We start from the raw sequence: 26,381 nt of genomic DNA, 5'->3' as shown, positions 1-26,381 counted from the left end.
AGCGCAGTATTCCGGAAACGAACCATCAGTCGAATACTCCAATATTGAGCTGCTGAACCTGGTTCAGCGGCAGGTAGGTCAGGATCAGCACCGGCGGCTTGATCGCGTCGACGCGATAGTTGCCGTCAATGACCATGTTCTCGCGTACCGAAAAACTGCGCTCGCCGCGGGCGAGATATATCTCCCATACGCCGTCCTGGAGCGATTTTCCGATGAAGGTAAATGGCAGGGGCGGCGCGCTCGGCGGCGGCGCCGGCGCAACCGGCTCGGGCGGGGGCGGCGGCGGCGGCGGCGGCGGGGTCCAGTCCTGGCGCCCGAACAGCGCGCCTTCGTCCCTGCCCTTGCCCTCACCCTCGCCCTCGCCCTCGCCGAAACGGTCGTCGTCAAGGCCGATCAGGCTTGCGCGCGGCACCAGGCGCAAGACCGCCACTTCGGCGGCGCCGGCGGCGGGCGATCTGGCGGCCGGTGTGGACTCGACCCGCTCAACCCGCACGACCGGCTCGGCCACGGCGTCGTCCGGCGTGCTGTCGCCAAACACCACCAGGGCGGCGGCCAGCACCAGTGCGGCTCCCATGGCAAGGTGGCGCGGCCTCATCGCACCTCCCCCGGCGCTGCGGACAGGTATAGCGTCATGCGCAGGCGCGCCTCGACGGCATCGACGCCAATGGCGTCGCGGCGAAAGCTCACGTCGTCGAGCGAAGCATGCGGCAGCGCGCGCAGCGCGTCGAAGGCGAACTGCCAGATGGCCGCATACTTGCCCGTTACCGGCAAATTGATGTGGTAGGTGTAGAGCTTTGCCGCGCGGTCGTAGTTGCTGCGGTATTCGCCCTGGCGCAGCACCAGGCCGTTTTTGGCGGCCAGCGCGAACAGCATCTTCAACTGGCGCTCGACCTGGCGGCGCTCGCCCAGCGCGCCATAGAACTGCGCCAGGTTCTGGTTGGCGTCGGGCGGCGCGACCGGCGGCGCCGCCGCCGGCAGCGCGGCCTGGCTGCGCGCCGCCGCGTATTGCTGTTCCAGCTCGGCGCGCGCCACTGCCAGCCAGATCAAGGCGCCATTGACCAGCACCAGCAAGCCAACTGCCCCCGCAATGACCGGGTTCACGCGCCGCACCCATAATTGCAGGCGCAGCCACCACGTCAGCAAGTCAAGCGTGTTCATTGGCCGCCCCACTGTGCGCTGAGCTGGAAACGCAGCGGACGGTTCGGATCTTCTTCGGCGATTTCGTGACGGGTCAGCACGACCGACGCGAACCACCCCTGCTCCTGCATCCGCGCCACATAGGCCAGCATGTCGTCGCTAGTGCGGGTCTCGGCCGTGATGCGCAGGCTGCGCTGCCTGGCATCGGGTTCCAGCGCCAGCAGCGCCACATCCGGCGGCGTGGCCGCGCGCACGGCCTCGACCAGGTCGCGCCACGGCAGGTTGAGCTGCATGATGGCGTTGTTCACCGCCTGCACCTGGGCTTCGGGCAAGGCCGGCTTCGACCGCTCGGATACCTGGTGCGGGCGCGCGGCCAGGCTGCGCGCCGCCAACGCGGCGTGCAGCGCATCGAGCTGCTCGCGCTGCTCGCGGTAGGCGCTCCAATGCGTCGCCGCGACCAGTAGCAGGCAGCCGAACGCCACGGCCAAGAAGGCGATGCGCCCGGGCGTGCGGAACAAGGTCCGGTGTAGCGAGCGTGGCGCGAAATCGATGTGGAGTCGCTTCATGTCTTGATTCCGGTACGCGCCAGGCGCACATGCAGTGGCCAGTCGCCCAGGCTGTCGTCTTCGAGCACGGTGCAGGCAAATTTCAGGCGGCCTGCAGCACTGGCCCAGCCGCCCGGCACGGCCCCGCACAGCTGCAGGCGCTCGGGCCGCCCTACCCCCACCCGCAGCGCCTCGCGCGCGACGTGGGCCTCGAGCCAGTCGCGGTCGGCGTCTTCCGGGATCGGCGCGGTGCGCACGGCGGCCAGCGCGGTACCGTCAAAGGCTGCCAGCGTCAGCACGCCACCATGCACCAGTCCAAACCAGGCGCCGGGCCGGCGTTCGCGGCGCCAGGCGTTCATCGCCGCGACGAACTGCGGCTCTGCCTCGACCAGGTGCAGCCGGTATTCGCGCGCCAGCGCTTCCAGCAATTCCAGCAGGGCCACGGGCACGGCCGCGGCCAGGAAAGGCCGGCTTGCGCTCCAGTCGGCGCTGATGCGCCATTGCGCCGGCGGCGCGCCGAACAATGCCTGGAAGCGAAAGGCGGCGGCGGCCTGCAGGTCGCCCAGGCGCGAAGCGCCGCGCGGCGGCGTCACCGGCCACAGGCGCACCAGCTCGTCGGCCAGCACCACCGTCAGCGGCCAGCCGCGCGGCGCGGCCTCGAGCAGCAGCGCGCGCAGGCCGATCGCCAGCGCATCGGGCGCGCCGGCTTCGACTGGCTGCACGGCCACTACCTCGGCGCCTGGGGCGAGCACGCCGCCCACGCGCAGCAGCGCCAGCCCGTCCGAGGCAATGCCCAGGCGCAGCGATTGTCCAGTCCTACGCATGCAGGGTCACCCGTTTGATTTCGTCGATGGTGGTGGCGCCGCGCCGCACCAGGTCGAGTGCGGCCAGGCGCAGGCTGCGGGTGCCGTTGGCATGGGCCGCCGCCTTGATGCGGCGGATCGGCTGCTTGTCCACGATCAGCTCGCGGATCTCGTCGTTGAGGGTCAGGATCTCGGCGATCGAGCGGCGCCCGCGGTAGCCGGTGCCGCGGCAGTCGCCGCAGCCCTTGCCGCGCATGAAGACATAGTCAGCCACTTGCGCGCGCTCCAGGTGTACCGAGGCCAGCTCGTGCTCGTCCGGCTCATATTGCGCGGCGCAGTGCGGGCAATTCATGCGGATCAGGCGCTGGGCCCAGATGCCGTTCAGGGCCGAGACGAAGGCATACGGGTCGATGCCCATGTGAGTGAACCGGCCGAACACGTCGAACACGTTATTCGCGTGCACGGTGGTCAGCACCAGGTGACCGGTCAGGGCCGACTGCACCGCGATCTCGGCGGTCTCGCGGTCGCGGATCTCGCCCACCATGATCTTGTCGGGGTCGTGGCGCAGGATCGAGCGCAAGCCCTTGGCAAAGGTCAGGCCCTTCTTTTCGTTGACCGGGATCTGCAGGATGCCCGGCAGCTGGTATTCGACCGGGTCTTCGATGGTGATGATCTTTTCGCGGCCATTGTGGATCTCGGTCAGGGCCGCGTACAGCGTAGTGGTCTTGCCGGAACCGGTGGGGCCGGTTACCAGGAGCATGCCATAGGCTTCCTGGGCCAGCGTACGCAGGGTGACCAGCGATGGCGCATCGAAGCCCAGCGCTTCCAGGGTCAGCGAGCCATAGGCCTCGATCATGGCGCGCTTGTCCAGGATACGGATCACCGCATCCTCGCCGTGGATACTGGGCATGATCGATACCCGCAGGTCGATGTCGCGCCCGCCGGATTCGACCCGGAAGCTGCCGTCCTGCGGAATGCGGCGCTCGGCGATGTCGAGTTCGGCCAGCACCTTGATGCGCGAGATAATGTGTTCGGCCAGCTCGATGCCGCCCACCGTGGCAGCATGGTCGAGCACGCCGTCGACGCGGTACTTCACCGACAGGCCACCGGCCGTGCTTTCCAGGTGAATGTCCGAGGCACCCGCCTTGAGCGCGTCGTACAGGGTCGAATTGACCACCTTGACGGCAGGGCTGCCGGACTCGGACACCGAGGCGAAAGACAATACCTGGTTGGCCTTGCCGTCGCGGCGCGTCTCCGCGCCGCCGCCCACCAGGCTGTCCACGGCGCGCGCCGATTCTTCCTGTTTCGACAAATAAGCCTGGATGTCGGACTGCAGCGCCAGGCACAGCTCGAGCGGGCTTCTCGCGGTGGCGCGCGCCTGCGCGCCCAGCCAGGTCTGCAGGTCGAGGTCGAACGGGTCGGCCAGCACCCCCATCAGGCGGCCGTCGACGCCGCGCAACAGCACGCAGTGGCGCGACATGGCAGCCGCCAGCGGCAGCAGATCGAAGGCCGGCGCCAGCGCCAGCATGGCCGCGGTTTCCATCACCGGCAAGCCGAACGGCGCGGCCAGCTCGCGCACGATCGTGCGCGGCTCCTGGCCGGTCAAGCCTTCGAGTTCGGCCACCAGGCCGCGGGTAGAGATATTGGCCAGCGCGCGCGCGCGCGCCAGCAGGGTGGCATCGAGTACGGCGCTCAAGACATCGCTTTCATGACATGTCACCGGCAAGGTCGAAGATCGGCATGTACAGCAATACCACGATGGCGCCGACCACCAAGCCAATGGCGGCCATCAGCAGCGGCTCGAAGGTGCGGGTGAAGCGGTCGATCCAGCGCGTGATCTCGCCATCGTAGAACGCGGCCGACTGGGTCAGCATCGGTCCCATGTCGCCGGTGCGCTCGCCTACCCGCAGCATGCGCAGCGAGATCGGCGTGGTCAGGCCATTGGCTTCGAAGGCATGCGACAGCGGCTGGCCCGATTCGATCGCCAGCCGCGCCTGGCCCAGGCCCTTGGCCACGGTGCCCGAGACCATCGACTGCACGGTCTCGATGGCATTGACGACGGTGATGCCGCCTTCGGCCAGCATGCCCAGGGTCAGGTACAGGCGCGACAGTTCGTAGATGCGGGCGCGCTCGCCGATGCCCGGCAGGCGTGCCAGCAGGCGCGCGACGCCGCCGGTACGCAGCAGGTGGCGTACGCCGGCGATCACGCTAGTTAGCAGCAGCAGCGCCGTGATCGCAATGACCGTGCCGTTGTTCGAAGCGAACTTGCCCCAGTCGAGCAGCAGCTGCGACATCCATGGCAGCGAGCGCCCCGCCCCGTGATACACCTCGGCGAACTTCGGCACCACGTAGCCCACCAGAAAGCCGCTCACGCCGCCACCCACCATCAGCAGAATAACCGGATAGATCGACGCACTGACGATCTTGCTGCGCACCGTGTCGATGCGCTGCTGGTAATCGATATAGCGCGCCAGCGCGCGCGGCAGGTCGCTGGTGCCTTCGGCGGCGCGCACGATACCGACATACAAAGGCGGGAACAGATCCGCCTGGCTTGCCAGCACCGCCGAGAAGCGCTTGCCCTCGCGCAGGCCGCCAAGCAGGCCTTCGAGCACGCTGCGCGCGCCGGGATTGGCTTCCTTTTCCAGCAGCGCCTCGAGGCTTTCGACGATGCCCAGGCCGGCGTTGAGCAGGGCCAGCAGCTCCTGGCTGAACAGCACGATCGAGAGCTTGCCGGCGCGCTGGCGGGCAAGGCGCCTGCCACCGCGCGCCGGCTCGACCGTGCTGACGAACAGGCCGCGCGCCTCGACCTGGCGGCGCGCCTCGAGTGCATCGTTGGCGTCGACAACGATGTTCTCGATCGACATGTCAGGCGCGAGGGTACGGACGGCAAACTGCATGGAGGCGTGTCCGGCTTAGAACTGGGAGAAGTGGCGCTGCAGCGAATTACTGCGACGAGATGTCGGCGTTGTCGCCGGTCCCGCCGGGCTGGCCATCCTTGCCCAGCGAGATGATCTCGTACTCGGCCTTGCTGCCCGGCGCGCGGTACTGGTAGACCCGGCCCCATGGATCCTGCGGTACGCCCTTCTTCAGGTAAGGCCCGTTCCATTTGGCGCCGGCACTCGGCGGCGCGGTCATCAGGGCGCCCAGGCCTTCTTCGGAAGTGGGATAACGACCGACGTCGAGCCGGTAGGTGTCGAGCGACTTGTCGAAGGCTTCGATCTGGGCCTTGGCCACCGTGACTTCGGACTTGCCCAGCTGGGAGAAATATTTAGGACCGACATAGGCGGCCAGCAGGCCGATGATCACGATCACGACCAGCAGCTCGAGTAGCGTGAAACCGCCGGCGCGCCGGATCTGATTTTGTTTCATTACTGCATACATCCGACGGACTCCTCGATTGCTCAACGAATAAGACTTTTCGCAAGGCGCCGGTTGCCCGGCTCCGGGACACGCCGGCATTACCGGGTAGCCAGGACACGCCCCCGCGGACGCTTTGCGCCGAGCAGGCTACCACGGCAAGAATAGTTGAGACAACTTTTCTTTCGCACCACCCATTTCGCAAAAATTGCCCATAGGAATTACTCGCCGATCGATGTTGATGGCTCTGCCATAAACGTCGTCTTTTCGCTACCCGGGTAGGCAAACGTGTCGCAAATTTCGCACAGAAATCAACTTAGTTTGAAATCATTCTTTGCTAGCGGAAACAGAATTTTCTTTGGCTCAGTTGCCTCATCACAAAATTTCCTACGTTAAAATTTTTTACATCATCATTATTTCGTTTGCTATATTCGATTGCAACCCGTAACGGAAAATGCGGGGTGGAACTATTGCCGGGAACCGGCACAGCAATCGGCACTGCCAGACAAACTAAACCATAAGGTAACCAGACTGATGAAACGCGAAAACCACACTGCTGCAAGCACCTCTGCCATGCCTGCCTTCCTGAAAAAATTGCTGTGTGCATCGGCGGTTGCCGCACTGGGTGCCTTCGCTCCTGCGCACGCAACGGTCCTGACCTTCGAAAACGTGCAGAACGTGGTGTCGTCCACGCTCCGCGCCAGCGACACCGTCTACAATACCGGCGACCGCTTCATGGACCAGCACTTCCTGCTGCAAGTGAAGAACAGCCCGACCGCGGACGCGGACGACTATGGCCTGGTCGGCGCGCAAATCCGGTCGAACAATGCGTTTGCCTGCACCATCACGGCCTGCCCGAGCGGCGGCACCGGCAGCTATTACGCCGGCCTGAACGACGGCGCGCTGACGCTCACGAGCACGCTGGCCAACAACCTGTTCCAGCTGCGCGGCCTGTCGTTCGCCTTCATCGCCCCAACGCCAGGACAGCCAGACTTCAGCTTCGGCCGCCTGCTGCTGAGCGGCATCACCAGTGCCGGCGCCGCGATCATCGACTCGCGTGACTTCCCGGGCCAGGATGCCGGCGGCAACTTCACCTTCGCCAGCTTCGGCGTCGACAGCGCTTTCAGCTCCAGCGTGCTGCGCAGCCTGACTATCAACGCCTGCCTCTACGACGAGTTCGGCGACTGCCAGGTCGCGCGCGATGTCACCCAGAACCAGGCCCAGTTCGCCGTCGACAACATCACCCTGGCCGAAGTGCCAGAGCCCGCCTCGATCGGACTGATGCTGCTCGGCGTTGTCGGCCTGAGCGCCGCCCGCCGTCGCCGCGCTGGCAGCAAGTAAGCACGTCTCGCCGACTCTCCAAAATCAAGGAAACCACCCAATGAAACTGCGTCCTGTTTCTCTCGCCGTACTCACGCTGCTCGCCAGCGTGGCAATGAGCGCATCCGCCGATGACGTGCGTCGCTCCTACATCGTGCAACTAGCCGACAAGCCGGCTGCTTCGTATACCGGCGGCGTCGCCGGCCTGCAGCCAACCAAGCCGGCCGCCGGCCAGCAGCTCAATGTGAGCGCCGGCGACGTGCAGGCCTATGTCGCCTACCTCGACCAGAAGCAAGACAATGTCTTGTCGAGCGTGAACGCGGCCCAGGTGACCCACAAGTACAAGCTGGTCTTCAATGGCTTCGCGGCCATGATGACCGACGCCGAAGTCAAGGCACTCAAGGCCAACCCGGCCGTCGCCAACATCACGGCCGACGAAGAGCTCAGCCTGGACACCAACTTTACCCCGACCTTCCTCGGCATCGACAAGAAGGACGGCACTGGCCTGTGGAGCAAGTCGGCAGACGGCAAGGCTGGCGAAGGCGTGGTCATCGGCATCGTCGACAGCGGCATCTGGCCAGAGAACAAGTCTTTTGCTGACCGCGTGGACGCAAATGGCGACCCGACCTTCGACTCGTCGGGCGAACTGGCCTTCGGCGCGGCCCCGGCCGGCTGGAACGGCGCCTGCGAAACCGGCGAAGGCTTTACCGCATCGCATTGCAACAACAAGCTGATCGGCGCGCGCTACTTCAACAAAGCCTTCCTGTCCACCGGCCGCACTGCGCACTGGACCGATTTCACCTCGCCGCGCGACTCGGTCGGCGGCGCAACCGGCAAGGGCGGCCACGGCACCCACACTGCCTCCACCGCTGGCGGCAACAGCAATGTCGCGGTCATGCTCAACGGCGTGGCCGTGGGCAAGGCCAGCGGCATGGCCCCGCGCGCGCGCATCGCTGCATACAAGGTGTGCTGGACCTATCCGGATGCGACCAATCCCGACGGTTCCGGCAGCCGCAGCAGCTGTTTTTCTGCGGACAGCGTGGCGGCAATCGACCAGGCCGTGGCCGACGGCGTCAACGTCATCAACTACTCGATCAGCGGCTCGCAAGTTACTGTCAACGATGCGGTCGAACAGGCGTTCTTCGGTGCGTCGAACGCCAACGTCTTTGTCGCCGCTTCGGCCGGCAATTCCGGCCCGAACAATGCGGTCGCCCACCTGAGCCCATGGTTGACCTCGGTCGCCGCATCGACTCATAACCGCCTCAATGGCGCCACGGCCACGACTGGCGCCGGTACCAACTACATCGGCGCGTCGTTCAATACGACCGCCTTGCCAGCCACGGCCGCCATCTCGGCGCGCGATGCTGGTGTGGTGCCTTACGCCGATCTGAGCGCCACCGACAAGCTGGTCCGCCGCCTGTGCTACACCGAAGCCGATCGCGTGTCCTTTGGCGGCACTACCAACGGCATGATCGACGCCAGCAAGGTCGCAGGCAAGGTGGTCGTCTGCGAGCGCGGCAATACCGCCCGTGTCGACAAGAGCAAGGCCGTGGCCCAGGCCGGCGGCGTAGGCATGGTACTGGTCGATAACGGCGCCGGCCTGGTAGCAGAAAAACATTCGGTACCAACCGTGCACCTGAACCTGGCCGATGGCACCGCCCTGCTCAACTACGTGCTGGGCTCCCCGAATGCCACCGTTGCCATCGGCACCTGGAGCGCGCAAATCGGCCAGACCCCGGCGCCGGTCGTGGCGGGCTTCTCGTCGCGCGGCCCGAACCGCGGCTACAGCAGCATCCTCAAGCCAGACTTGACCGCGCCGGGCGTGGACATCGTCGCCGGCTATTCCCCGGCCAAGAGCCAGTCCGAACGCGACGCGATTGCCAACGGCAGCGCCGTACCCGAGGCCGCATGGGCAGCGATCCAGGGCACCTCGATGTCGAGCCCGCACGTGGCCGGCCTGGCCGCCGTGCTCAGGCAGCAGCACCCTGACTGGTCGCCAGCGGCCATCAAGTCGGCCCTGATGACGACCGCCGCCGGCACCTTTGCCGACGCCTATCCGCTCACCGACGCCCGTTCCGGTCGCCTGCCATGGGGCCAGGGTGCCGGTCATGTGGTGCCGAACAAGGCCACCGACCCGGGACTGGTGTACGACGCCGGCACGCTCGACTACCAGCGCTTCATGTGCGGCGTGGGTGGCATCCTCAGTGCGGCAACCTGCTCGAGCACGGGCAGCATCGCCGCGCACAACCTGAACCTGCCGTCGATCACAGCTGGCAGCGTGCTGGGCAAGCTGACCATGATGCGCACCGTCACCAACGTCAGCGGCCAGCCGCAAAGCTTCCGCGCCACTGCCTCGGTACCGGGCTTTACCGTTACCGTCAACCCGGCAACCCTGAACCTGGCACCGGGCGCCAAGGCCAACTTCAACGTCAGCCTGACCCGCACCAACGCGGCGATGGACCAGTTCGCATTCGGCGCGCTGGAATGGCGCACCGACGACGGCAAGTATGTCGTGCGCAGCCCACTGACCGCGCGTCCGCAGGCATTCACGTCGCCATCGACCGTGCATAGCGAGCAGGTTAGCGGCAATCACGTGTTCACCGTCGGTACCGGCTTCACTGGCAAGCTCAGCGCAAGCACTGGCGGCCTGAAGGCGGCGAGCCTGGCCGAGCAAAGCGTCGGGCGCACCGTGGCTGCCGATGGCGGCGTGATCGAGTGCCGCAACGGCGGCGCACCTGGCGTCACGGCTACCAATGTGACCGTCCCTGCCAACACGATGGTGGCCCGCTTCTCGCTGCGCGACATCGACACCAGCGGCTTCAAGGCGGGCAAGTCGGACGACCTCGACCTGATCGTGATGAATGCGGCCGGTGTTCAGGTGGGCTACAGCGGCACCGCGACTTCCAACGAGACGGTGACCCTGACCAACCCGGCAGCCGGTACCTACCGTGTCTGCGTGGCGGGCTACGCCCCGAACGGCGACAGCGCTACCTACACCCTGGCATCGTGGGTCGTGGGCAGGGGCGAAGCCGGCGGCGACCTGAAGGTCAGCGTGCCAGGCAGCGTGTTCACCGGCGGCACCTCGTCGGCAGCTGCCAGCTGGTCCAACCTGGCCCAGGGTCAGCGTTACCTCGGCGCGGTGGACTTCCTGATGAACGGCGCTACGGCGGTCGGCCGCACCTTGATTACCGTGGATGCCACCAACCCGATCCCGGTCCCGGCAACCGAAGGCAAGGCAGTCGCTGCCAACGGCCAGGTCGGAGTAGGCGTGGACTAAGCGGCAAGCTCCCCGGCCGGCGCACCGGCCGGGTTGACTGGCAACATAAAAAACGCTGCGTGCCCCAGGGCACGCAGCGTTTTTTCTTGTCTTGGATTAATGCGAGGGTGGACGTCGACGACCCGGCGGCGCGCGCGAGGCGGCCTGGTCGCTCCCCTGCCTAGCGCGCCTGGCTGACAGCAGCGTTGCCGGTCTGGCAGGTGCCAGCGGTGCAGACCGCACCCGGATCAGGCATGAAAACACAGGTGGAGATCATGCCGGATGCTGCATTCTGCGCCTGGCGCTCCTTTTGGTAGCGCTCTGCCAGCGCCCGTAGCGCGGCGTCCTGGCCATCGGCAGCCGAATAGGCCAGGTAAGTCTCGGGGCCGCCGCAGGCGCGGGCACCGACCGCAAGCGTGCGGCATTGACTGTTGTCGCTGCAGGCTGCCTTGCCGATGTGGGCGCGAATGCGCGACAGGGTGTCCTGCGCGCTGGCCGGAGGCGCCGCCTGCGGGGGCGAGGTGATGGGGGCCGCCGGAGCGGTCTTTCGGTCCGGATCATGCGCTTGAGAAGTACAGGCGGCGCAGCCGAGCAAGAGGAGTAGAAGGAATTTAGGCATGACGCCATCTTCTACCGCTCACCGAGCGTGGTCAAGCGAATCACGAAGTTGTCGAAAGTTCTTTTCTAAGGAGCAATTTGAGCTGGCGCCTCGGCACTGCATCGCGGGTCACTGTTGCCATAGGGCATCACTTTTCTCCAGCTTGCTGCAATTAGTTGAGCATTGGAAAAATTTACTAACTACAATAGATTTGTTACCGACGAGCTTGCTCTACACGATCATGAACTTTTCCAGCCTCCGCACCGTTACCCTGATTTCCCTGTCGACCCTCGTGAGCGCCTGCGGCGATGGCCACCAGGACAGCACAAGCACAAGCACCATACAGTTGCTGGTTCCGATGCAGTTGGCGTCCAAGGTCCACAGCCGTGCCAGCCTGCCACCAGCCGCCCACGGCGGCGCCGTCGCGGCTACCTTGCCGGCGGGCGCGAATGCTCCTCTGCCCGACTGTGCAGCAGACGGCTGCTCCAGCCTGCGCATTATCGACGGCAACGCCGAAGCCTACCGCATCGACGCCATGCGCCGCGCCGCGGCCGGCGACGGCAAGGGCGAATCCTGAGTCTTCGGGCGCTGCGCTAGCGTCGCCGCGCACCTTCCACCACCATCCAGGGCCCAAACAAAAACACCTGCCCGCGGGCAGGTGTTTTTGGCACCGGCTGGACTCAGCGGCGTGGGTTGAGACGGCGGGTCGCGCCCAGCATCAACAGGCCGGTTGCCATCAACAGCCACTCCCCCGGCTCCGGTACTGCAACCACACTACCGAAACCTGGCGCAGGATCGACCGGCAAGGCCGTGTCCTGGCCGGTGAGCAAGGTAAAGGTGAAGCCTGAGAAGCCTTCCAGCGGGTTGAAACCAAGGTCGGTCAAGGCAACGCCGAAGTCGGCGGCCAAGCCCTCGCCCAGCGTATCGAAGCGCAAGTCAAACGTGAAGACACCGCCGAAGTTGACGGCCTGGCTGATGAAGGCCAGGTTTTCGCTGGAGATCAGGGTGAAGCCGCTGGCGCGGGTGCCGCTGGCGAGGTGTTCGACATAGACCTCGACGCTGTCGTCGAAATCGCCCGTGAAATTGCTCGCTAGCGCCGTTCCGGACGCGCTACCGATCAGGCCTCCGTAGCTCAGGTCAAGGTAGCCCGACTCGCCCTGCCAGCTGGCGGTATCGAGCGCGACGCGATAGGTCGGTCCGGCCAGGGCCGCCGGCGCGGCCGAGATAATGCACAGCGCCAGCAGCGCGCGGATAAACAGGTTCTTCAGCTTGATCATGTCTCGGTCCTGGAATGTTGATGGTTGCGGCGAAAAATATCGGCTCAGAGAACGCCCGACAGCAGTTTCGGCGTATAGCCGATGGCGCGCTTGTCAGGGTTGCTGAAGGTCGTGGTCAGTGTGACGCTCTCGCCCGGTGCGAGCCCTGAAGGCAGCGTCAGGTAAGGCGCGCCCTCATGGCTGCCCGATGCCCCGTCCAGGCTCACGCCCGCGCTCAATGCCTGCAGCACAAAATGCAGCGGCCCGGACAATGGAGCATTGCTGGTGTTGGTGAACGTGACCTTGCCGGTGTACTTGAGCGTGGCGCGGTTCATGGTCAGGCCGCTTTGCAGCAGTTTCACCGAACCGGTCACATCGGTAACGACCGGCGCCAGTTTCAGGCTGACGATGACCGGATCGTGGTCGGAGGCGCGGTAGGCGTCGTCGGCATACAGGTCCTGCGGCTTGTTTTCCAGGTTGTAGTCGATCGCTTCCGGTTCGTCGGCGTTGTTGTGCCACTCGGCGGCGCCAGCGACCTGGGCGCTCAGCGACGGGGTGCTCAGCGCATGATCGAGATAGCCGCTCTGCCCGCCGAAGACATACGAATACACCATGCCGTGCGGGCGTACGAAGCGCTCGAGCTCATTGACCAGGCCGGTGCCGGTCAGGGTGGCGATCGGGTCTTCGAAGCCGTAGGCGTTCATGTCACCGATAACCAGCACGTCCTCGTCGCCGGCACTTGCCTTGACCTGCGGAATGAAGCTGTTGGCAAGGCGCTCGGCCTGCTCGACGCGGGTGGCATTCCAGCAGCCCTGGCCGTCGCCGCGGTTGGTATCCGGGCCCGTGCCCGATGGACAACCCGCCTTGGCTTTCAGGTGGTTGACGATGACCGAGAACGTGGCGCCATTGACGGCCCTGAAGGTCTGCGCCATCGGCGGACGGTTGTTGACGCCGTGGTCGTCCGACAGGGCCGGGCCGGCCAGGGTGAGGACGGCTGGCTTGTAGATCATGGCAACGCGGATGGCGTCGGTGCCGGTCGCGGGAGGCTTAGGCACTACGGCGTACACGGTGCCGCCCAGCGCCTGGTTGAGGCTGCCGACCAGGTAGGACACGGCGGTATCGCCATTGTTCTGGATTTCCATCAGGCCCACCACGTCGGCATTGAGCGCGGCCAGCGATTTGACGATCTTGTCGCGCTGACGCACGAATTCCAACATGTTGTTGGCGCCACGGCAATTGCTGGCGCGGGTGGTGCTGCCGATGGTGCAGCCCTGCCCGGTCGCGCCGTCGACGTTGGCGCCGTCCGAGAAGGTCGTAAAGAAGTTCAGCACATTGGCGCTGGCCACCTTGACCCCGGCCGGCAGTGCCGGCGCGCCCTGACGAGGGTTGCTGCGCGAAAATACCGGCGCCACGGTCGGCTGCAGCTTGAAGCCGGCACCGCCGCCGCCAAGCGATCCGAAATCGAGCACGCCTTCGAGACCGGTCACGGTATCGCCGGCGCGCACGGTATTGTCCTGGCCAAGATAGGGAATCGTCGGCGGGGTCACGAACAGGCCGTCGTCCAGTACGATCTCGTTACTGGCATTAGATGCCGCCAGCGCCAGTGCTTCTGGCGTGCCGGGACGGTAGCGGTTGGTCGGGATTTCGCGGCGGCCGCTCGACAAGGTGAGCTCGCCGCGCGTGCCGACATAGGCATTCTGGTTGACCGTCAGCGTGCCATTGATGCGCACCAGCATGCCTTCATAGGGCTCGAGGCTGGCGCTCGGGAACGCGATGTTGGTGGCGGCAATCATCGGGCCCGGTCCGATCACCGACGAGGTCGTATTGGTCAGCTCGGTATAGGTGCTGGACGCACCAGTGGGCAGGTATTCGGTCACCAGCCCGGTAACGCGCACCAGCTCGCCTACCTGGCCGTCGGTGCTGCCAAATACATAGAGGCCGTCCGAGGTGGTTGGATCGTTGTCGCCGCTTGCGTCCTGGATGAAATAGCCACTGCCGACCTTGGCAGTGATCACGCCTTCGGTGGTCTGGACCGTGCCGGCATAGGGGCTGGTCGCGCCGGCGCCCTGGATCACCGGGATCGCCAGGTTGCCGCTGCTGCTCACGGTGACGGTGCAGCTCTGCGACTGGTTGGCGTCGTTGGTGAAAAGAATGACCACCGGATGGTTGCCCGGCGCCACCGAGGCATCGGCCACCAGTGTGACCGAGGCGGCGCTGTTGTTCGTCCCGGACGGCGCGAAGTTCTCGAGGCGGATACCGCTGACCGGGCTGGAGCTGATGGCAGCGCCGGTAACGCGACTGTCCTTGTCGATCGCGCTCAAGGCGCTGGAAGCGCTCTGGCCGTGGGGGCGTGACAGCGAGGCCGGGCAGGTGGCCACGATCGGCTCGGCCACAGGCCCGGTCGGGACGCAGGCATTGAACGGACTGTCGCTCTTGCGTGGCGCCACGGCGCCGGACGTGAAGTCGGCCGCGTTCGAATCGGTATCCTGGCAGCCGTTGCTCTTGCGCGAAGCCGAGGTGGAATTGCTCAGGGCCGGCGTGCCGGCGCTGCCTTCGAAACCGTTGGCATTGCCATAGCCGACCAGGTCGACCACCGGCACGCCGCTCGGATTGGTGCCGGCCAGCGCCGTCTTCGCGCTGACCAGCGCAACCTTGCCGGCGCTGCCCGCCATCGGGATCGTGCCCTGGATATCCGATGGCACGTCGACCGTTCCGCCATTTCCCATTGCTTGGCGGATCAGGTAGTACTGACCCGGTTGCAATTGCACCCCATCCGGGATCGCCGTCACCTGCCACGAACTGCCGCTGCTCGACGCGTACTGCACGCTCCAGCCGCCGATCGCCACCGGGGCGCCGCTGCGGTTGAAGATTTCAATGAAATCGTGGCGGAAGGTCGCGCCGGAGTTACCGCCGCCTCCGTACACCTGGCTGATGACCACATCGGCCGGTGCGGCAACAGCGGACACCGTCAAGCCGGCAAGGAGTGCGGCCAGTACCGTGCGCCGTCCGGGGGTCGTGTTCGAAGCGAGGAAGGTGTTCATGGGGATCCTGGTGAGGTAGAACAGATAATTGTCACAAGAAATTTCTTGGCGCAACGAAATTTACCATTAGCAAAATGCATAGTAAATAAGTTAGTTGACAACTTGATGACAAAAAGGGAAAGACTTGATTGCAAGAAATAAAAGACGGGGAGCGCGGTACTGAACTGTCGGAAAACCGCCACAGTCAGTTGCTGGCGACCGCATAAGGCGCGGCCAGCGGTTCCCCGATGAACAGGCCCTGGGCTGGCCAGGCGACGCTTTTCCAGTAGGCTTCGATGGCGCTGTCGCCGCCGAGATAGCGGCGCAGCAAGACGGCGGAATTCGGAAATTTTTGCCAATGGTTGCAGGGCTCGCTCACGGTGCCATAGCTGGCAGTAGCGCCAGCCGCCAGCCAGCGCAGGCTGCTCATCTGGCTGCTGCCGAGCAAGTCTCCCCCATGCGAGGTCAGGTGATCGGCCAGCGCACCCGGCACGAATGCTAGCGTCTCGAGTTTTGCCACCTGGGCCATGCCGGTCTGGTAGACCAGGACGTCGTGTGCACCCTCGAGCACATCGGCTGTCATGCGCCGGATGGTCAGCCGGTGCGCAGGCAGGTGTCCGGCCGGCGGAAAGAAGCCGGCGCGGCTGTTGCGCGCAACTTCCGAGGTCGCCAGGTAATACGCGCTGGCGGGCAGGCTGCGCGCGCCCGCCGCCACGCCGCGCTCGACCAGCGCTTGCGCGCCCTGGCGTGCCTGCTCCGGTGCTAGACTTGCCGGCGGCCCGGCGATGGGTGGCAAGGCGGTCGGCAACAGCATTGACGGGCGCAGGCCGTGGTCGGTATACGGGCGCTTCGACGCGCTGTTGAAGTAAGCACTGGGCTGGCCTGCGGCGCAGGTGTGCGCGCATTGGCGGGCGTCGTAGCCGAGGGTGTAGGCGGCAGTAATTGCATTGCACTGCACCGCATACGGGGCGGTCCAGACCATCAGCACGGCCTGTATGGAAGGCCCGAGCTTGCTGTCGATGGCTTGCTTAAGCAGGCGGAACTGCGCCACGCCGATGCTGCGCGGCTTGCCCGGAATGCTCACGTGCACCACATTGGTCGCCGGGATGCCGCGCCGCTTGCGGTAGTACTCGCCCATGGCCACGCTGTCGGGATCGGCGTCGTTGATGACGATCGCCAGCTGAGCGGGCTTGAGCGCGGCGGCAGCCTGCGTTGCATGGAACAAAGCGCCCAGGGCGCAGGCAATGACTGGCAGGACGGCGTGGCATGGTGGTCGCATGGAGGTCGCATGGAGGTCACATGAAGGTCGCAGGTGTGGGGAAACCGCACCGGGCCCCGACCTCATGATGCCATATCGCCGCCTGGCTCGCGCCCCCTCAGCCGGCGCGCACGCGCCTTTGGCGCCGCATGCCGGCCCAGCCCAGCACGCCCAGGCCGGCCGCGAGCATGGTCCAGCGACCGGGCTCGGGGACAACCGACACCGAATACAGTTCGAGTGCATCGACCTGGAACAACTGGCCACCGCGGCTCAGGTCGATGATGCTGCGGCCTTCGGTCTCGCCTTCGAGCAGGCCATACGACACCTGCCAGGACAGCGCGGTGTCGAGCCGGTCGTTCACCAGCAGGTCGGGGCCGGCGCCGAAAGTGGGGCCGTGGTCGGGTGCGTTATAGGTCTGGCGTTCGCCCCGGCTCGGCAAGACATTGTCGGATGCCACCTGGCGCCAGACGCGCGGATCGGTATAGTTGAACAGGAAAGCGGTACGCTGCCAGGAGCGCTCGGTGACATGCCAGCCGTCCGTGGACGACCAGCCCTGGGGGTTGTAGCCCCCGACCAGCCAGCGGCCGCCGCTGGCATTGCTCACTTGCATGAGCGTAAAGGTACTGCCGCGGCCATCGACGGCGGCGTGGAAGTCGAGCGAGTTATCGCCCGCCCCCCGTGTGTAGAGGTTCTGCAGGTCGAGTCGGCCGGCCCCGAGCCAGCGCTCGAGCTGGCCGTAGAGTGTCAGGTCCAGCAGGGGCGCGCCGCCTTGCGCTTGCACCGCCGGTGCAGCCAGCACAAACGCCAGGGTTCCCGCAGCAATGATCGATTTCATGATGATCCCCCCGCTCGGTTCCGGTTCGGGCATTGTATGCCTGCGCCGCGGCGTGGGTTGGCACGGTTGTCTTGGGCAAGACCGGGCCTGGAATGCGCCAGGCCGCCACGACAGCTTGTTTCGTGGCGGCCTGGTCGGCGAACGCGTGCTGGAATCAGGCGCGCTGGTAGATATCCTCGAAGCGCACGATGTCGTCTTCGCCGAGGTAGCTGCCGGACTGGACTTCGATGATGTGCAGTGGCAGCTTGCCCGGATTTTCCAGGCGGTGATTCATGCCGATCGGGATATAGGTCGATTCGTTTTCGGACAGCAGGCTGACCTTCTCGCCGCAGGTCACGCGCGCCGTGCCCGACACCACGACCCAGTGCTCGGCGCGGTGATGGTGCATCTGCAGCGACAGCTTCTCGCCCGGCTTGACAGTGATGCGCTTGACCTGGAAGCGCTCGCCGGCATCGATGCCTTCGTAGTGGCCCCATGGGCGGTACACCCTGGTGTGGTGCAGGTGCTCGGTGCGCGCGCTGGACTTGAGATGGTCGACCACCTGCTTGACGCGCTGGACCTGGCTCTTGTGGGCGACCAGTACTGCGTCCTGGGTCTCGACCACGACGATGTCCTCGACCCCGACCACGGCCACGATGCGGCTCTCGGCGCGCACCAGCGAATTCTTCACGCCGTCGAGGTAGACGTCGCCGCGGCAGGCATTGCCATTCTGGTCTTTTTGCTGCACTTCCCACAGCGCGGTCCAGGAGCCGACGTCGTTCCAGCCGATGTCGGCCGGCACCACGGCGGCGTGCCGGGTCTTTTCCATCACGGCGTAGTCGATCGAGTCGGACGGGCTGCTGGAAAACGCCGCTTCGTCCAGGCGGCAGAAGTCGAGATCGCGGTAGCCGGTGCGCACGGCCTGTTCGGCCGCCTCGGCGATGGCCGGCGCATGCGCCTGCAGCTCGTCGAGGAAGCGCTGCGCGCCGAACATGAACATGCCGCTGTTCCAGTAATAGCCGCCTTCGTCCAGGAAGGACTGGGCGGTGGCGGCATCGGGCTTCTCGACGAAGCGCGCCACCTCGTAGCAGTCGCCACATCCGGCGACGCTCTGGCCGCGGCGGATATAGCCATAGCCGGTTTCCGGGTTCTTAGGCACGATGCCGAAGGTGGCCAGCGCGCCCTGCCCCACCAGGGTCACGGCCCGCTCGACGGCGTCGCGGAAAGCGGCGCCGTTCTCGATGACATGGTCGGCTGGCAGCACCAGCATCCGGGCTTCCGGGTCGATCGCCTTCAGGTAATTGGCCGCCGCCGCGACTGCCGGGGCGGTATTGCGCCCGACCGGCTCGAGCAGGATGCCAAGCGGCGTGATGCCGATCTCGCGCAGCTGTTCGGCCACCATGAAGCGGTGGTCATTGCCGCACACTACCAGCGGCGCCATCAGCCCCGGCCAGCCTGCCACCCGCTGCGCGGTTTCTTGCAGCATGGTTTTATCAGCAACAATCGGCAGCAGCTGCTTGGGCAGCACGGCCCGCGACAGCGGCCAAAGGCGAGTGCCGGCGCCGCCGGAGAGGATGACTGGGTAAATTTTCATGCGCTGACTTTCTCTCTCATTTTTTCGGATTCGTTTTCGTTCGGGCCATCGGCCTCGTTGCGACCGGAGCATCGGCGGTCACGCGCGTTGAGCCACTCCCTCGACGAATACTCGGAAGCGTGCTTCATCTCGCCCTTGCGGTCGACACTGTAATCCTTGAAAACGATCATTTCGTGCAATGTTACATCATGCAACACCCGTGTGTATTCGAACAACACGCTACGCACCACTTCCGCGCCTTCGCAGATGTGGCTGCCATGGCCGATCCAGGTCGGGCCGACGATGCGCGAGCCGGCCTCGATCTTGACGTTCGAACCGATATACACGGGGCCCTCGATGGTGGTGCCTTCCCAGTTGATGCTGGTGTTCAGTCCGGTCCAGACGCCCGGTTCGATCTGGATGCCCGGCACGTCCATGTGGTTGACCTCGCCGGTGAGCACGGTTTGCAACACTTCCCAGTAGTCGCTCATGGTGCCGATGTCGAGCCAGTTGAACGGACGGCCCTGGGCGAAGAACGGCAGGCCGCGCTCGGCCAGCAGCGGGAACAGCTGCGAGCCGATGTCGAACGACACCCCGGACGGAATCAGGTCGATGACTTCAGGCTCGAAGATATAGATGCCGGTCGAGATGAAATTGGACTTGGCGTCGGCTTCGGCCGGCTTTTCCTGGAACTCGGTAATGCGGCCTTCGGCGTCGGTGACCACGACGCCATACGATGAGACTTTGTCCCAAGGAACTTCTTTGGTGATGACGGTGGCCATCGCGCCCTTGCGGCGATGCTCCAGCAGGGCTGCCTTGAGGTCGAGATCGATCAAGGCATCGCCGCACAGCACGATGGTGGTGTCGTCGAAGAAGCCGCCGAATTCCTGGATCTTCTTCATGCCGCCGGCCGAGCCGATCGGCTCGGGCACGACTTCGCCATTGTCCTTGATATAGCCTTCGAACGAATACCCGATCTGGACGCCGAACTGCTCGCCCTCGCCAAAGTATTCTTCGATTTTTTCGTGCAGCCAGCTGACGTTGACCATGATTTCAGTCACGCCGTGCTTTCTGAGATGCTCGACCAGGTAAGCCATCACGGGCTTGCCCAGCAGCGGGATCATGGGTTTTGGCAGGTCGTAGGTCAGCGGGCGCACGCGCGTGCCTTTGCCCGCAGCAAGAATCATGGCTTTCATCGGACAGTCCTTTGATTTATTTCGCTGTGGTTTGGTAGCGCCAGACGTCGGCGCACATTTGCGCGACATCGCGCTCGGCAGTCCAGCCCAGCTCTTCGCGTGCATGCGCCGGGTCGGCGTAGCACTTGGCCACGTCGCCCGGACGGCGATCGACGATCTGGTAGGGAATCGGGCGTCCGCAGGCCGCCTCGAAAGCGCGCACCATTTCCAGCACGCTGTTGCCGCGGCCAGTACCGAGGTTATAGGTCAGGATGCCCGGCCCCTTGGCCAGGCGCTCCAGGGTCTTGACATGGCCAATGGCCAGGTCGACCACGTGGATGTAGTCGCGCAGTCCGGTGCCGTCCGGGGTCGGGTAGTCGCCGCCGAACACCGACAGCTTGTCGCGCTGGCCGTTGGCGACCTGGGCGATATAGGGCACGAGATTGTTCGGGATGCCGTTCGGCTCTTCGCCGATCAGGCCGGTTTCGTGGGCGCCGACCGGATTGAAGTAGCGCAGCAGCGCGATGCGCCAGTCCGGCTCGGCCTTGGCCAGGTCGCGCAGGATGTCCTCGATCATCAGCTTGCTGCGGCCATAGGGATTGGTGGCCGAAAGCGGAAAGTCTTCGCGGATCGGCACCGAGGCCGGGTCGCCGTAGACCGTGGCCGAAGACGAAAACACCAGCGACCTGACGCCGAACTTGGCCATCGTCTCGAACAGGATGACACTGCCGTTGACGTTGTTGTCGTAGTAGCGCAGCGGCTGGGCCACCGACTCGCCGACCGCCTTGAGGCCGGCGAAATGGATCACCGCCTCGACCTGGTGGGCGCCGAAGACCCGCTCCAGGGCCGCGCGGTCGCGGATATCGGCCTGCTCCAAGACAAAGGTCTTGCCCGAAATTTTCTGCACGCGGTCCTGCACCGACGCATCGGCGTTGGACAGGTTGTCGACCACGACCACGTCATGGCCCGCCTTCTGCAATTCGACGACGGTGTGCGAGCCGATATAGCCCATGCCGCCAGTAACCAGAATCTTCATGTCGCTTCGCTCTCTGTGATATGTAATATGTATCGATAATGACTTAATCAGTGCCGCGGCGAATCACAGCCGGGATTCGCCCGGCAACGGCCACCGGTGCTTTATCCCTGTCCGGCTCGCCTGTTCTTGAACGCTTCCTTGATCAAGAGCTTGAAGAAAGCCATGTCTTCGATGAAATAGCGCCGAAACATGCGGCGCGGCTCCTGCAAGAAGCGGTAAAACCATTCGAGCCCGGCGCGCTGCATCCAGCGCGGCGCCCGCTTGACCTTGCCGATCGCCACGTCGAAGCTGCCGCCCACGCCCATCGCGAACGGCACCTGCATGTGGGCCTGGTACTGGCCCAGGAACTGCTCTTTCTGTGGCGAACTGATCGCCACAAACAACAGGTCGGCGCGGCTGGCGCGCACCTGTTCTGCAACCGCCGCCGCTTCTTGCGCGCCCTGCCAATAGCCGTTGCGATAACCAGCCAGCACCAGGCGCGGGTATCTGCGCGTATAGAGCTCGGCCACCTTGCCCACGACTTCTTCGCGCGCTCCGAGCAGGAACACGCGCCAGCCCTTGTCGCCGGCACGCGCCATCAGTGCCTCGAACAGGTCGACCCCAGCGACTCTTTCCTTGAGCGGCTTGCCGAGCAGGCGCGAAGCCCACACCACCGGCATGCCGTCGGCGTTGACCAGCGCACAGTCGTTGATGATCTGCTGCAGGCCCGGATCGCGGCTGGCCTTGACCAGCTTGTCCACGTTGACCACCACGTGCTGGTGGGGCAAGCCGGATGCGATGAAGCGCTCGACCCGGCCCAGCGTCTCTTGCATCGTCAGGTTGTCGACCTGGCAACCCATCAGGGTGATGCGGTCGTGCACGACCCGGTCAGTCATCGAGGCTCCTTTGCGGTTTACGTGGCGCTGCCCTTCGCCAGTTCGGCCGCCAGGATCGCGACGATGCGCTCGGCTGCCTTGCCGTCCCACAGGTGCGGACGGCGGCCCTGCTTGCCTTCGCCGCGCAATACCTTGCGCGCTTCGCGCACGATGGTGTCGGGGTCGGTTCCAGCCAGCACGTTGGAGCCTTCGTCGACAGTCACCGGGCGTTCGGTGTTTTCGCGGATCGTTACGCAGGGCACGCCCAGCGCGGTGGTTTCTTCTTGCAGCCCGCCGCTGTCGGTCAGGACCACGGCGGCATCTTTCCACAGGTTGAGGAAGGCCATGTAGGCCTGGGGGCCGGCCAGGGTGATGTTCGGGCCCAGGTCGATGCCGAATTTCTCGATGTTGGCGCGGGTACGCGGATGCACCGGGAAGATCAGCGGCAGCTCCGAGGCGATCTCCTTGAGCGCGCCGGCGATGCGGGCAAAGGTGTCGGGCTCGTCGACATTGCTCGGGCGGTGCAGTGTTACCACGCCATAGCGCTGGCCGGCGCCCTGGCGTTCGGCCTTGAAGGCGGCGCTGTCGAAGCCGGCGGTATCGGTGCGGGTGAGCTTGTCGGCCTGGTAGAGCACGTTGTCGACCATCACGTGGCCGACATAGTGCACCGCCGAGTCAGGCTTGCCTTCGCGCCGCAGGTGCTCGACCGCGGCCGGTTCGGTGACGAAGAACCAGTCGGAGATCGCATCGGTCACCAGGCGGTTGATTTCTTCGGGCATGGCCATGTCGCCGCTGCGCAGGCCGGCTTCGACGTGGGCCACCGGAATGACCAGTTTCTTGGCCACGATCGAGCAGGCCAGCGTGGAGTTGACGTCGCCCACCACCAGCACCGCGGCCGGGCGCTCGGCCAGGCACAGCTCTTCGAAACCGACCATGATCTTGGCGGTCTGCTGGGCATGGCTGCCGCCGCCGGCTGCCATGAACACGTCTGGCTGGGGAATACCCAGTTCTTCAAAGAAGACGTCGTTCATTTCGCGGTCGTAGTGCTGGCCGGTATGGATGATCTTGTAGCTCAGCGCCTCTTGTCCCTGCAGCGCGCGCACGATGGGCGCGATCTTCATGAAATTGGGACGGGCACCGGCGACGAGGTAAATCAACATGAGGACATTTCCCTATAATAATTTTTGAATGAATTTTGTTAATGCAAAAACGTTATTGTAAACCTGCATTCGACTGGAACGGCGGACGATATGGTAGTGATCCTGAGCACTTCGCACGGCCGCTTCGATTCATAGCTGTCCGAATACCATCCGAGCGGCGGATTTTCGGCCCCGCGTACCAGTTCCAGCTGCAAATCGCTGCCGCCCGCCTGCATCTGCAGCACGAAGCGCTGGCCGCGCACCGACAGCCCCTGACTGGTAAGGCGCACGTCGAGTTCTGGCGCGAAATGCCAGAACAGCTCGACCTTGTGCCCCTTGCGCGCCGCCACTTCGTCGCGCACCGTCAAGGTATTGGCGGCGCCGTCGAAACGCAGGCTGCGCACATGGCGTACCGGGTCCGGCAGCCGGGTATACCCGTCGTGCGAGCCGCGGAAGTCGAAATCATGCGGCGAACTCGGCATGCGTTCGATCGTCGCCTGTGCCTTGCGCAGCCACATGAAGCGTCCACCGCTGACCGATTGGTCCTGCCCGTCGATGCGGACGGTATTGTGGGCCGACGTACCACGAAAATAGTCGCGCCACTTGGGTGCTTGCCAGTACGAATAAGTACCGGGATCGACCAGGCATGGCTCGCCGCCCACCGACAGGGTCATGGACAGCGCATCGGCGTGGCCGTGGGCGGCAATCCCGAGGTAGCCGAGCGGACCGCAGTCGAGCATGCCCTTGATCTCGTTCGGCTCACCGAAATGATTGCCGAACAGCAGGTAGCCGCCGTCCGGAAAGGCCCAGCCGGTATCAACCTGGTGCGGGTCGCAGTCGGGGCGCTTGCCGGGCAGCGCATGCAGCAGCCAGCGCACGCCCGGATGGGTAACGCCCGCCGGGTCAGCTACTGCGCTGCAGAGCGCCGCGCCCAGCGCCAGCAGCTGGGCCGCGCGCTCGCCGGCGCCGGTATCGAGCCGGAACACGCAGCCGTCGTCGGCGTCGCCCACCGCCGGCACATTGCCACCGACATCGCGCACCGAGCGCAGGAAGCGCAGCGCGCGCTGCAGCGCGGCCCAGTAAGGGCGCGGGAACGGATTGCCGCTGGCCTGGCCGAACAGGCCGGCCACGAACAGGAATTCGCTCGAAAAAATGTGATAGGCAAAGGCCTGCTCGCGGTTGACGCCGTCGCGCGAAAACTGCGCCACGGCTTCGGACTCGAGCTCGCGGCGGGCACTGCCTGCCCACGCAGCCGACTCTTTCCAGCACGGCCAGGTGCTGGCGCCCACGTACAGGCCGGCCAGCTCGCCGATCAGGTGATTGTTGGCCGACGAATGACGCGACCGGTGGCGCGCGATGGTACTGCAATGGGCATGGATGCTGTCGAGCCAGTCGGCGCGCAGCGCCTGGCCGGACTCGCCGGCGAACAGGCGGCTGGCCTCGCCGCCCACGAGCTGCCACAGCAGGCTCCAGTTGATCAGGCGAATGCCCAGTTCGAGCGGGCTGGTCCAGTTGGGCCCGGTCAGCGGCGGACATTGGTCGAGCCAGCTGCGCAGTTGCTGCTCGATCGCGTGCAGCCAGCGCACCTCGCCGCTCACGGCCCAGGCCTGGGCCAGGCGCACCAGGTGCAGGTGGCGGTTCAGTTCCCACACATGCTTGATGTCGCCGACCTGCTCGCGCTCGCCAATGGCGATGTCGCCGGCATAGATCGCCGGGCCCAGCACGCCGGTCTCGGGGTCGCGGTTCCAGGCAGTGGGCACCCCAACGTCGCAGGGGCGCCCGGCAAACAGCACGACCTGTCCGGCGCAGATGCGTTCGGCGTCAAGCAGCAGGGCCTCGATCTGCGCCGCATCGAGCGCGGGCGCGCCGTGCACCCGCAGCGTCAGCGCACGCGGCAGCGGCGCCGGCGCGCCGCGGCCGGCCCGGCGCCGTCCTAGCTGGGTCGCGGCGGCCTGGCGCACCCGGTAGCCCAGTTCGGCCACCGACATGCAGCGCAGCCGGTTGACCAGCCACCCTATTCTCACTGTTGCGTTCATCGACCCCTCCGGCGCGCCCTGGCGCTGCGCAGTTGCTCGTAGACTTCTGATAGCCGTCCGATCACCACGCCGGACGCAAATTCTTGTTCGATGGTGGCGCGGGCCCGTTCGCCCAGGCGCTGCCTTTCCTGTTCATTTTCCAGCAGGCGCGCCAGGGCCGCGGCCAGCGCCTGTACGTCGCCCGGCGGCACCAGCATGCCGTTGACGCCATCGCGCACCGCATCGGGCATGCCACCCACGCCCGTGACGACGACTGCCTTGCCCGCCGCCATCGCCTCGAGCATGGCCATCGGCAAGCCTTCGGCATGCGAGGGCAGGCAAAAAATTGCCGCGCGCGCCAGTTGGTGCGCCTTGTTCCCGGCGTCCACCCAGCCCAGCTCGTCGATCCGGTCGGCCACTTGGCAGAGATCCGCACGGCGCCGCAATTCGTGCATCGCCCCCTGGCCGCCGATCGCCAGCTGCACCTGCGGAAAGCGCGTGCGCAGCAGCGCCAGCGCCTCGACCAGGTCGTAGATGCCCTTGCGCGGCCCGATTTCCCCGAGAAACAGGATCCGCCCCGGCTCTTCCGGCTCGGTCGCCCTTGGGGGCAACGGTACCGAATTCGGAATCACCACGACCGCGGCGCGCGGCGCGATCCCGCGCACCAAGCCGGCCCAACGGCTCGACAGGGCAATCACGACCGAACTGCTTTCCAGCGTATGGCAAATCCAGCGCCGCATGAGCGGGCTGGCACGCCCGGCGAAGCCGTCGAAACAGGCGCCGTGCAGGTGAAACACCGTCTTGCAACCGGCTGCCCGCCCTAGCGCCAGCAGCACCGACTTGCGCACGAAACTGCCGTTGGAGGCGACATGCGCATGCATGATGTTCGGGCGCCGCACGCGCCGCCCTGCCAGCCAGCCCAGCGTGCGCCCCAGTCCCAGCAGCGCCGTGCCGGCCCTGGCCAGGCGCGAGCCCTGCGCATGGGTCGCCACATAGCGCACGCCTTCACGCTCGAACAAGCCCTCCTGGCGCAGCAGCGACACCACCGTCGCGACACCGCCACGTCCACCCGGGTCGGTACCGAGCATCAGTACCCGTGGCGCACTGCCCGTGCGTAGATCTGCTGTCGCTGCTTGCGCTGGGTCGGGCTGCATGCCGTCGGTCTTCGCAGAATGTTTGCAGAATATAAATTTTACGAATCGTACAACAAGGTTACTTCCGGGAA

22 protein-coding genes are annotated in these 26,381 nt (G+C 65.5%); 3 read left to right on the top strand and 19 right to left on the bottom strand.

Going from position 1 to position 26,381, the window contains the following annotated elements; translation table 11 throughout:
• Nucleotides 1-25: 25 nt before the first annotated feature.
• Genes NRS07_RS07515 through gspG form a run of 7 tightly spaced genes read right to left on the bottom strand, consistent with a single transcriptional unit; the run spans nucleotide 26 to nucleotide 5,854 of the window.
• Entirely contained in the window at nucleotides 26-595 is a 570-nt protein-coding gene (locus tag NRS07_RS07515) for a hypothetical protein (RefSeq protein ID WP_259212214.1), read from the bottom strand.
• A complete protein-coding gene (locus tag NRS07_RS07510) occupies nucleotides 592-1,158 on the bottom strand; it encodes a hypothetical protein (RefSeq protein ID WP_259212213.1) in 567 nt (188 codons plus the stop codon). The genes NRS07_RS07515 and NRS07_RS07510 overlap by 4 nt, the downstream gene beginning before the upstream one ends.
• The gene (locus NRS07_RS07505; RefSeq protein ID WP_259212212.1) at nucleotides 1,155-1,703 is read right to left on the bottom strand and encodes a PilN domain-containing protein; all 549 of its coding nucleotides are present in this window, start codon (nucleotides 1,701-1,703) and stop codon (nucleotides 1,155-1,157) included. The genes NRS07_RS07510 and NRS07_RS07505 overlap by 4 nt, the downstream gene beginning before the upstream one ends.
• Entirely contained in the window at nucleotides 1,700-2,506 is an 807-nt protein-coding gene (locus NRS07_RS07500; RefSeq protein ID WP_259212211.1) for a hypothetical protein, read from the bottom strand. The genes NRS07_RS07505 and NRS07_RS07500 overlap by 4 nt, the downstream gene beginning before the upstream one ends.
• On the bottom strand, nucleotides 2,499-4,181 hold the full coding sequence (locus tag NRS07_RS07495; protein WP_259212210.1) for a GspE/PulE family protein: 1,683 nt from the start codon (nucleotides 4,179-4,181) through the stop codon (nucleotides 2,499-2,501). The genes NRS07_RS07500 and NRS07_RS07495 overlap by 8 nt, the downstream gene beginning before the upstream one ends.
• A 10-nt stretch (nucleotides 4,182-4,191) precedes the next feature.
• Nucleotides 4,192-5,382, bottom strand: coding sequence for a type II secretion system F family protein (locus NRS07_RS07490; RefSeq protein ID WP_259212208.1), 1,191 nt, complete (start codon nucleotides 5,380-5,382; stop codon nucleotides 4,192-4,194).
• A gap of 46 nt (nucleotides 5,383-5,428) precedes the next feature.
• Nucleotides 5,429-5,854: a type II secretion system major pseudopilin GspG gene (gene gspG / locus NRS07_RS07485; protein ID WP_259212207.1), complete on the bottom strand. Its 426-nt coding sequence runs from the start codon at nucleotides 5,852-5,854 to the stop codon at nucleotides 5,429-5,431.
• Nucleotides 5,855-6,376: 522 nt separating this feature from the next.
• On the opposite strand from gspG, the gene NRS07_RS07480 reads away from it, so the two are divergent.
• A complete protein-coding gene (locus NRS07_RS07480; protein ID WP_259212206.1) occupies nucleotides 6,377-7,183 on the top strand; it encodes an NF038120 family PEP-CTERM protein in 807 nt (268 codons plus the stop codon).
• 40 nt (nucleotides 7,184-7,223) lie between these two features.
• Complete coding sequence (locus NRS07_RS07475; protein WP_259212205.1) at nucleotides 7,224-10,439, top strand: S8 family peptidase; 3,216 nt, start codon at nucleotides 7,224-7,226, stop codon at nucleotides 10,437-10,439.
• Between the two features lie 160 nt (nucleotides 10,440-10,599).
• Here NRS07_RS07475 and NRS07_RS07470 read toward each other — a convergent pair whose 3' ends face one another.
• Nucleotides 10,600-11,037, bottom strand: coding sequence for a hypothetical protein (locus tag NRS07_RS07470; protein WP_259212204.1), 438 nt, complete (start codon nucleotides 11,035-11,037; stop codon nucleotides 10,600-10,602).
• A gap of 220 nt (nucleotides 11,038-11,257) precedes the next feature.
• Here NRS07_RS07470 and NRS07_RS07465 point away from each other — a divergent pair, with 220 nt between their 5' ends.
• Entirely contained in the window at nucleotides 11,258-11,593 is a 336-nt protein-coding gene (locus NRS07_RS07465; RefSeq protein WP_259212203.1) for a hypothetical protein, read from the top strand.
• Nucleotides 11,594-11,696: 103 nt separating this feature from the next.
• Here the strand turns inward: NRS07_RS07465 and NRS07_RS07460 are convergent, their stop codons facing one another.
• The 11 genes from NRS07_RS07460 to NRS07_RS07410 form a co-directional block, all read right to left on the bottom strand.
• Nucleotides 11,697-12,293, bottom strand: coding sequence for an NF038129 family PEP-CTERM protein (locus tag NRS07_RS07460; RefSeq protein WP_259212202.1), 597 nt, complete (start codon nucleotides 12,291-12,293; stop codon nucleotides 11,697-11,699).
• Between the two features lie 44 nt (nucleotides 12,294-12,337).
• Complete coding sequence (locus NRS07_RS07455) at nucleotides 12,338-15,313, bottom strand: ExeM/NucH family extracellular endonuclease (protein WP_259212201.1); 2,976 nt, start codon at nucleotides 15,311-15,313, stop codon at nucleotides 12,338-12,340.
• A gap of 184 nt (nucleotides 15,314-15,497) precedes the next feature.
• Nucleotides 15,498-16,571, bottom strand: coding sequence for a TIGR03790 family protein (locus NRS07_RS07450; protein ID WP_259212200.1), 1,074 nt, complete (start codon nucleotides 16,569-16,571; stop codon nucleotides 15,498-15,500).
• 97 nt (nucleotides 16,572-16,668) lie between these two features.
• The gene (locus tag NRS07_RS07445; RefSeq protein WP_259212199.1) at nucleotides 16,669-17,385 is read right to left on the bottom strand and encodes a PEP_CTERM-anchored TLD domain-containing protein; all 717 of its coding nucleotides are present in this window, start codon (nucleotides 17,383-17,385) and stop codon (nucleotides 16,669-16,671) included.
• Nucleotides 17,386-17,539: 154 nt separating this feature from the next.
• Nucleotides 17,540-18,958 carry a mannose-1-phosphate guanylyltransferase/mannose-6-phosphate isomerase gene (locus tag NRS07_RS07440; RefSeq protein ID WP_259212198.1) on the bottom strand — a complete coding sequence of 473 codons (1,419 nt, stop codon included), beginning with the start codon at nucleotides 18,956-18,958 and terminating at the stop codon, nucleotides 17,540-17,542.
• Nucleotides 18,955-20,133 carry an NDP-sugar synthase gene (locus NRS07_RS07435; RefSeq protein WP_259212197.1) on the bottom strand — a complete coding sequence of 393 codons (1,179 nt, stop codon included), beginning with the start codon at nucleotides 20,131-20,133 and terminating at the stop codon, nucleotides 18,955-18,957. Before NRS07_RS07435 ends, NRS07_RS07440 begins: the two co-directional genes overlap by 4 nt.
• Before the next feature lie 16 nt (nucleotides 20,134-20,149).
• Nucleotides 20,150-21,148, bottom strand: a complete 999-nt coding sequence (gene galE, locus NRS07_RS07430; RefSeq protein ID WP_259212196.1) for a UDP-glucose 4-epimerase GalE — start codon at nucleotides 21,146-21,148, stop codon at nucleotides 20,150-20,152.
• Nucleotides 21,149-21,249: 101 nt separating this feature from the next.
• Nucleotides 21,250-22,023: a WecB/TagA/CpsF family glycosyltransferase gene (locus tag NRS07_RS07425; RefSeq protein WP_259212195.1), complete on the bottom strand. Its 774-nt coding sequence runs from the start codon at nucleotides 22,021-22,023 to the stop codon at nucleotides 21,250-21,252.
• Between the two features lie 17 nt (nucleotides 22,024-22,040).
• On the bottom strand, nucleotides 22,041-23,162 hold the full coding sequence (gene wecB / locus NRS07_RS07420) for a non-hydrolyzing UDP-N-acetylglucosamine 2-epimerase (RefSeq protein WP_259212193.1): 1,122 nt from the start codon (nucleotides 23,160-23,162) through the stop codon (nucleotides 22,041-22,043).
• 38 nt (nucleotides 23,163-23,200) lie between these two features.
• Nucleotides 23,201-25,177: an alginate lyase family protein gene (locus NRS07_RS07415; protein ID WP_259212192.1), complete on the bottom strand. Its 1,977-nt coding sequence runs from the start codon at nucleotides 25,175-25,177 to the stop codon at nucleotides 23,201-23,203.
• The gene (locus tag NRS07_RS07410; protein ID WP_259212190.1) at nucleotides 25,174-26,310 is read right to left on the bottom strand and encodes a glycosyltransferase; all 1,137 of its coding nucleotides are present in this window, start codon (nucleotides 26,308-26,310) and stop codon (nucleotides 25,174-25,176) included. The genes NRS07_RS07415 and NRS07_RS07410 overlap by 4 nt, the downstream gene beginning before the upstream one ends.
• Nucleotides 26,311-26,381: the final 71 nt, after the last annotated feature.

This window comes from Massilia sp. H6, assembly GCF_024802625.1.
In the GTDB taxonomy this organism is placed as follows: Bacteria; Pseudomonadota; Gammaproteobacteria; order Burkholderiales; family Burkholderiaceae_D; genus Telluria.
This window is presented reverse-complemented; position numbering and strand designations above follow the sequence as displayed.

Coding starts and splice junctions, on each gene's coding strand:
- NRS07_RS07455 (WP_259212201.1), bottom strand. CDS start 15,313: ATGAACACCTTCCTCGCTTCGAACACGACCCCCGGACGGCGCACGGTA.
- NRS07_RS07460 (WP_259212202.1), bottom strand. CDS start 12,293: ATGATCAAGCTGAAGAACCTGTTTATCCGCGCGCTGCTGGCGCTGTGC.
- NRS07_RS07510 (WP_259212213.1), bottom strand. CDS start 1,158: ATGAACACGCTTGACTTGCTGACGTGGTGGCTGCGCCTGCAATTATGG.
- NRS07_RS07505 (WP_259212212.1), bottom strand. CDS start 1,703: ATGAAGCGACTCCACATCGATTTCGCGCCACGCTCGCTACACCGGACC.
- NRS07_RS07500 (WP_259212211.1), bottom strand. CDS start 2,506: ATGCGTAGGACTGGACAATCGCTGCGCCTGGGCATTGCCTCGGACGGG.
- wecB (WP_259212193.1), bottom strand. CDS start 23,162: ATGTTGATTTACCTCGTCGCCGGTGCCCGTCCCAATTTCATGAAGATC.
- NRS07_RS07445 (WP_259212199.1), bottom strand. CDS start 17,385: ATGAAATCGATCATTGCTGCGGGAACCCTGGCGTTTGTGCTGGCTGCA.
- NRS07_RS07425 (WP_259212195.1), bottom strand. CDS start 22,023: ATGACTGACCGGGTCGTGCACGACCGCATCACCCTGATGGGTTGCCAG.
- NRS07_RS07440 (WP_259212198.1), bottom strand. CDS start 18,958: ATGAAAATTTACCCAGTCATCCTCTCCGGCGGCGCCGGCACTCGCCTT.
- NRS07_RS07435 (WP_259212197.1), bottom strand. CDS start 20,133: ATGAAAGCCATGATTCTTGCTGCGGGCAAAGGCACGCGCGTGCGCCCG.
- NRS07_RS07410 (WP_259212190.1), bottom strand. CDS start 26,310: ATGCAGCCCGACCCAGCGCAAGCAGCGACAGCAGATCTACGCACGGGC.
- NRS07_RS07470 (WP_259212204.1), bottom strand. CDS start 11,037: ATGCCTAAATTCCTTCTACTCCTCTTGCTCGGCTGCGCCGCCTGTACT.
- NRS07_RS07490 (WP_259212208.1), bottom strand. CDS start 5,382: ATGCAGTTTGCCGTCCGTACCCTCGCGCCTGACATGTCGATCGAGAAC.
- NRS07_RS07450 (WP_259212200.1), bottom strand. CDS start 16,571: ATGCGACCACCATGCCACGCCGTCCTGCCAGTCATTGCCTGCGCCCTG.
- galE (WP_259212196.1), bottom strand. CDS start 21,148: ATGAAGATTCTGGTTACTGGCGGCATGGGCTATATCGGCTCGCACACC.
- NRS07_RS07480 (WP_259212206.1), top strand. CDS start 6,377: ATGAAACGCGAAAACCACACTGCTGCAAGCACCTCTGCCATGCCTGCC.
- NRS07_RS07415 (WP_259212192.1), bottom strand. CDS start 25,177: ATGAACGCAACAGTGAGAATAGGGTGGCTGGTCAACCGGCTGCGCTGC.
- NRS07_RS07465 (WP_259212203.1), top strand. CDS start 11,258: ATGAACTTTTCCAGCCTCCGCACCGTTACCCTGATTTCCCTGTCGACC.
- NRS07_RS07475 (WP_259212205.1), top strand. CDS start 7,224: ATGAAACTGCGTCCTGTTTCTCTCGCCGTACTCACGCTGCTCGCCAGC.
- gspG (WP_259212207.1), bottom strand. CDS start 5,854: ATGAAACAAAATCAGATCCGGCGCGCCGGCGGTTTCACGCTACTCGAG.
- NRS07_RS07515 (WP_259212214.1), bottom strand. CDS start 595: ATGAGGCCGCGCCACCTTGCCATGGGAGCCGCACTGGTGCTGGCCGCC.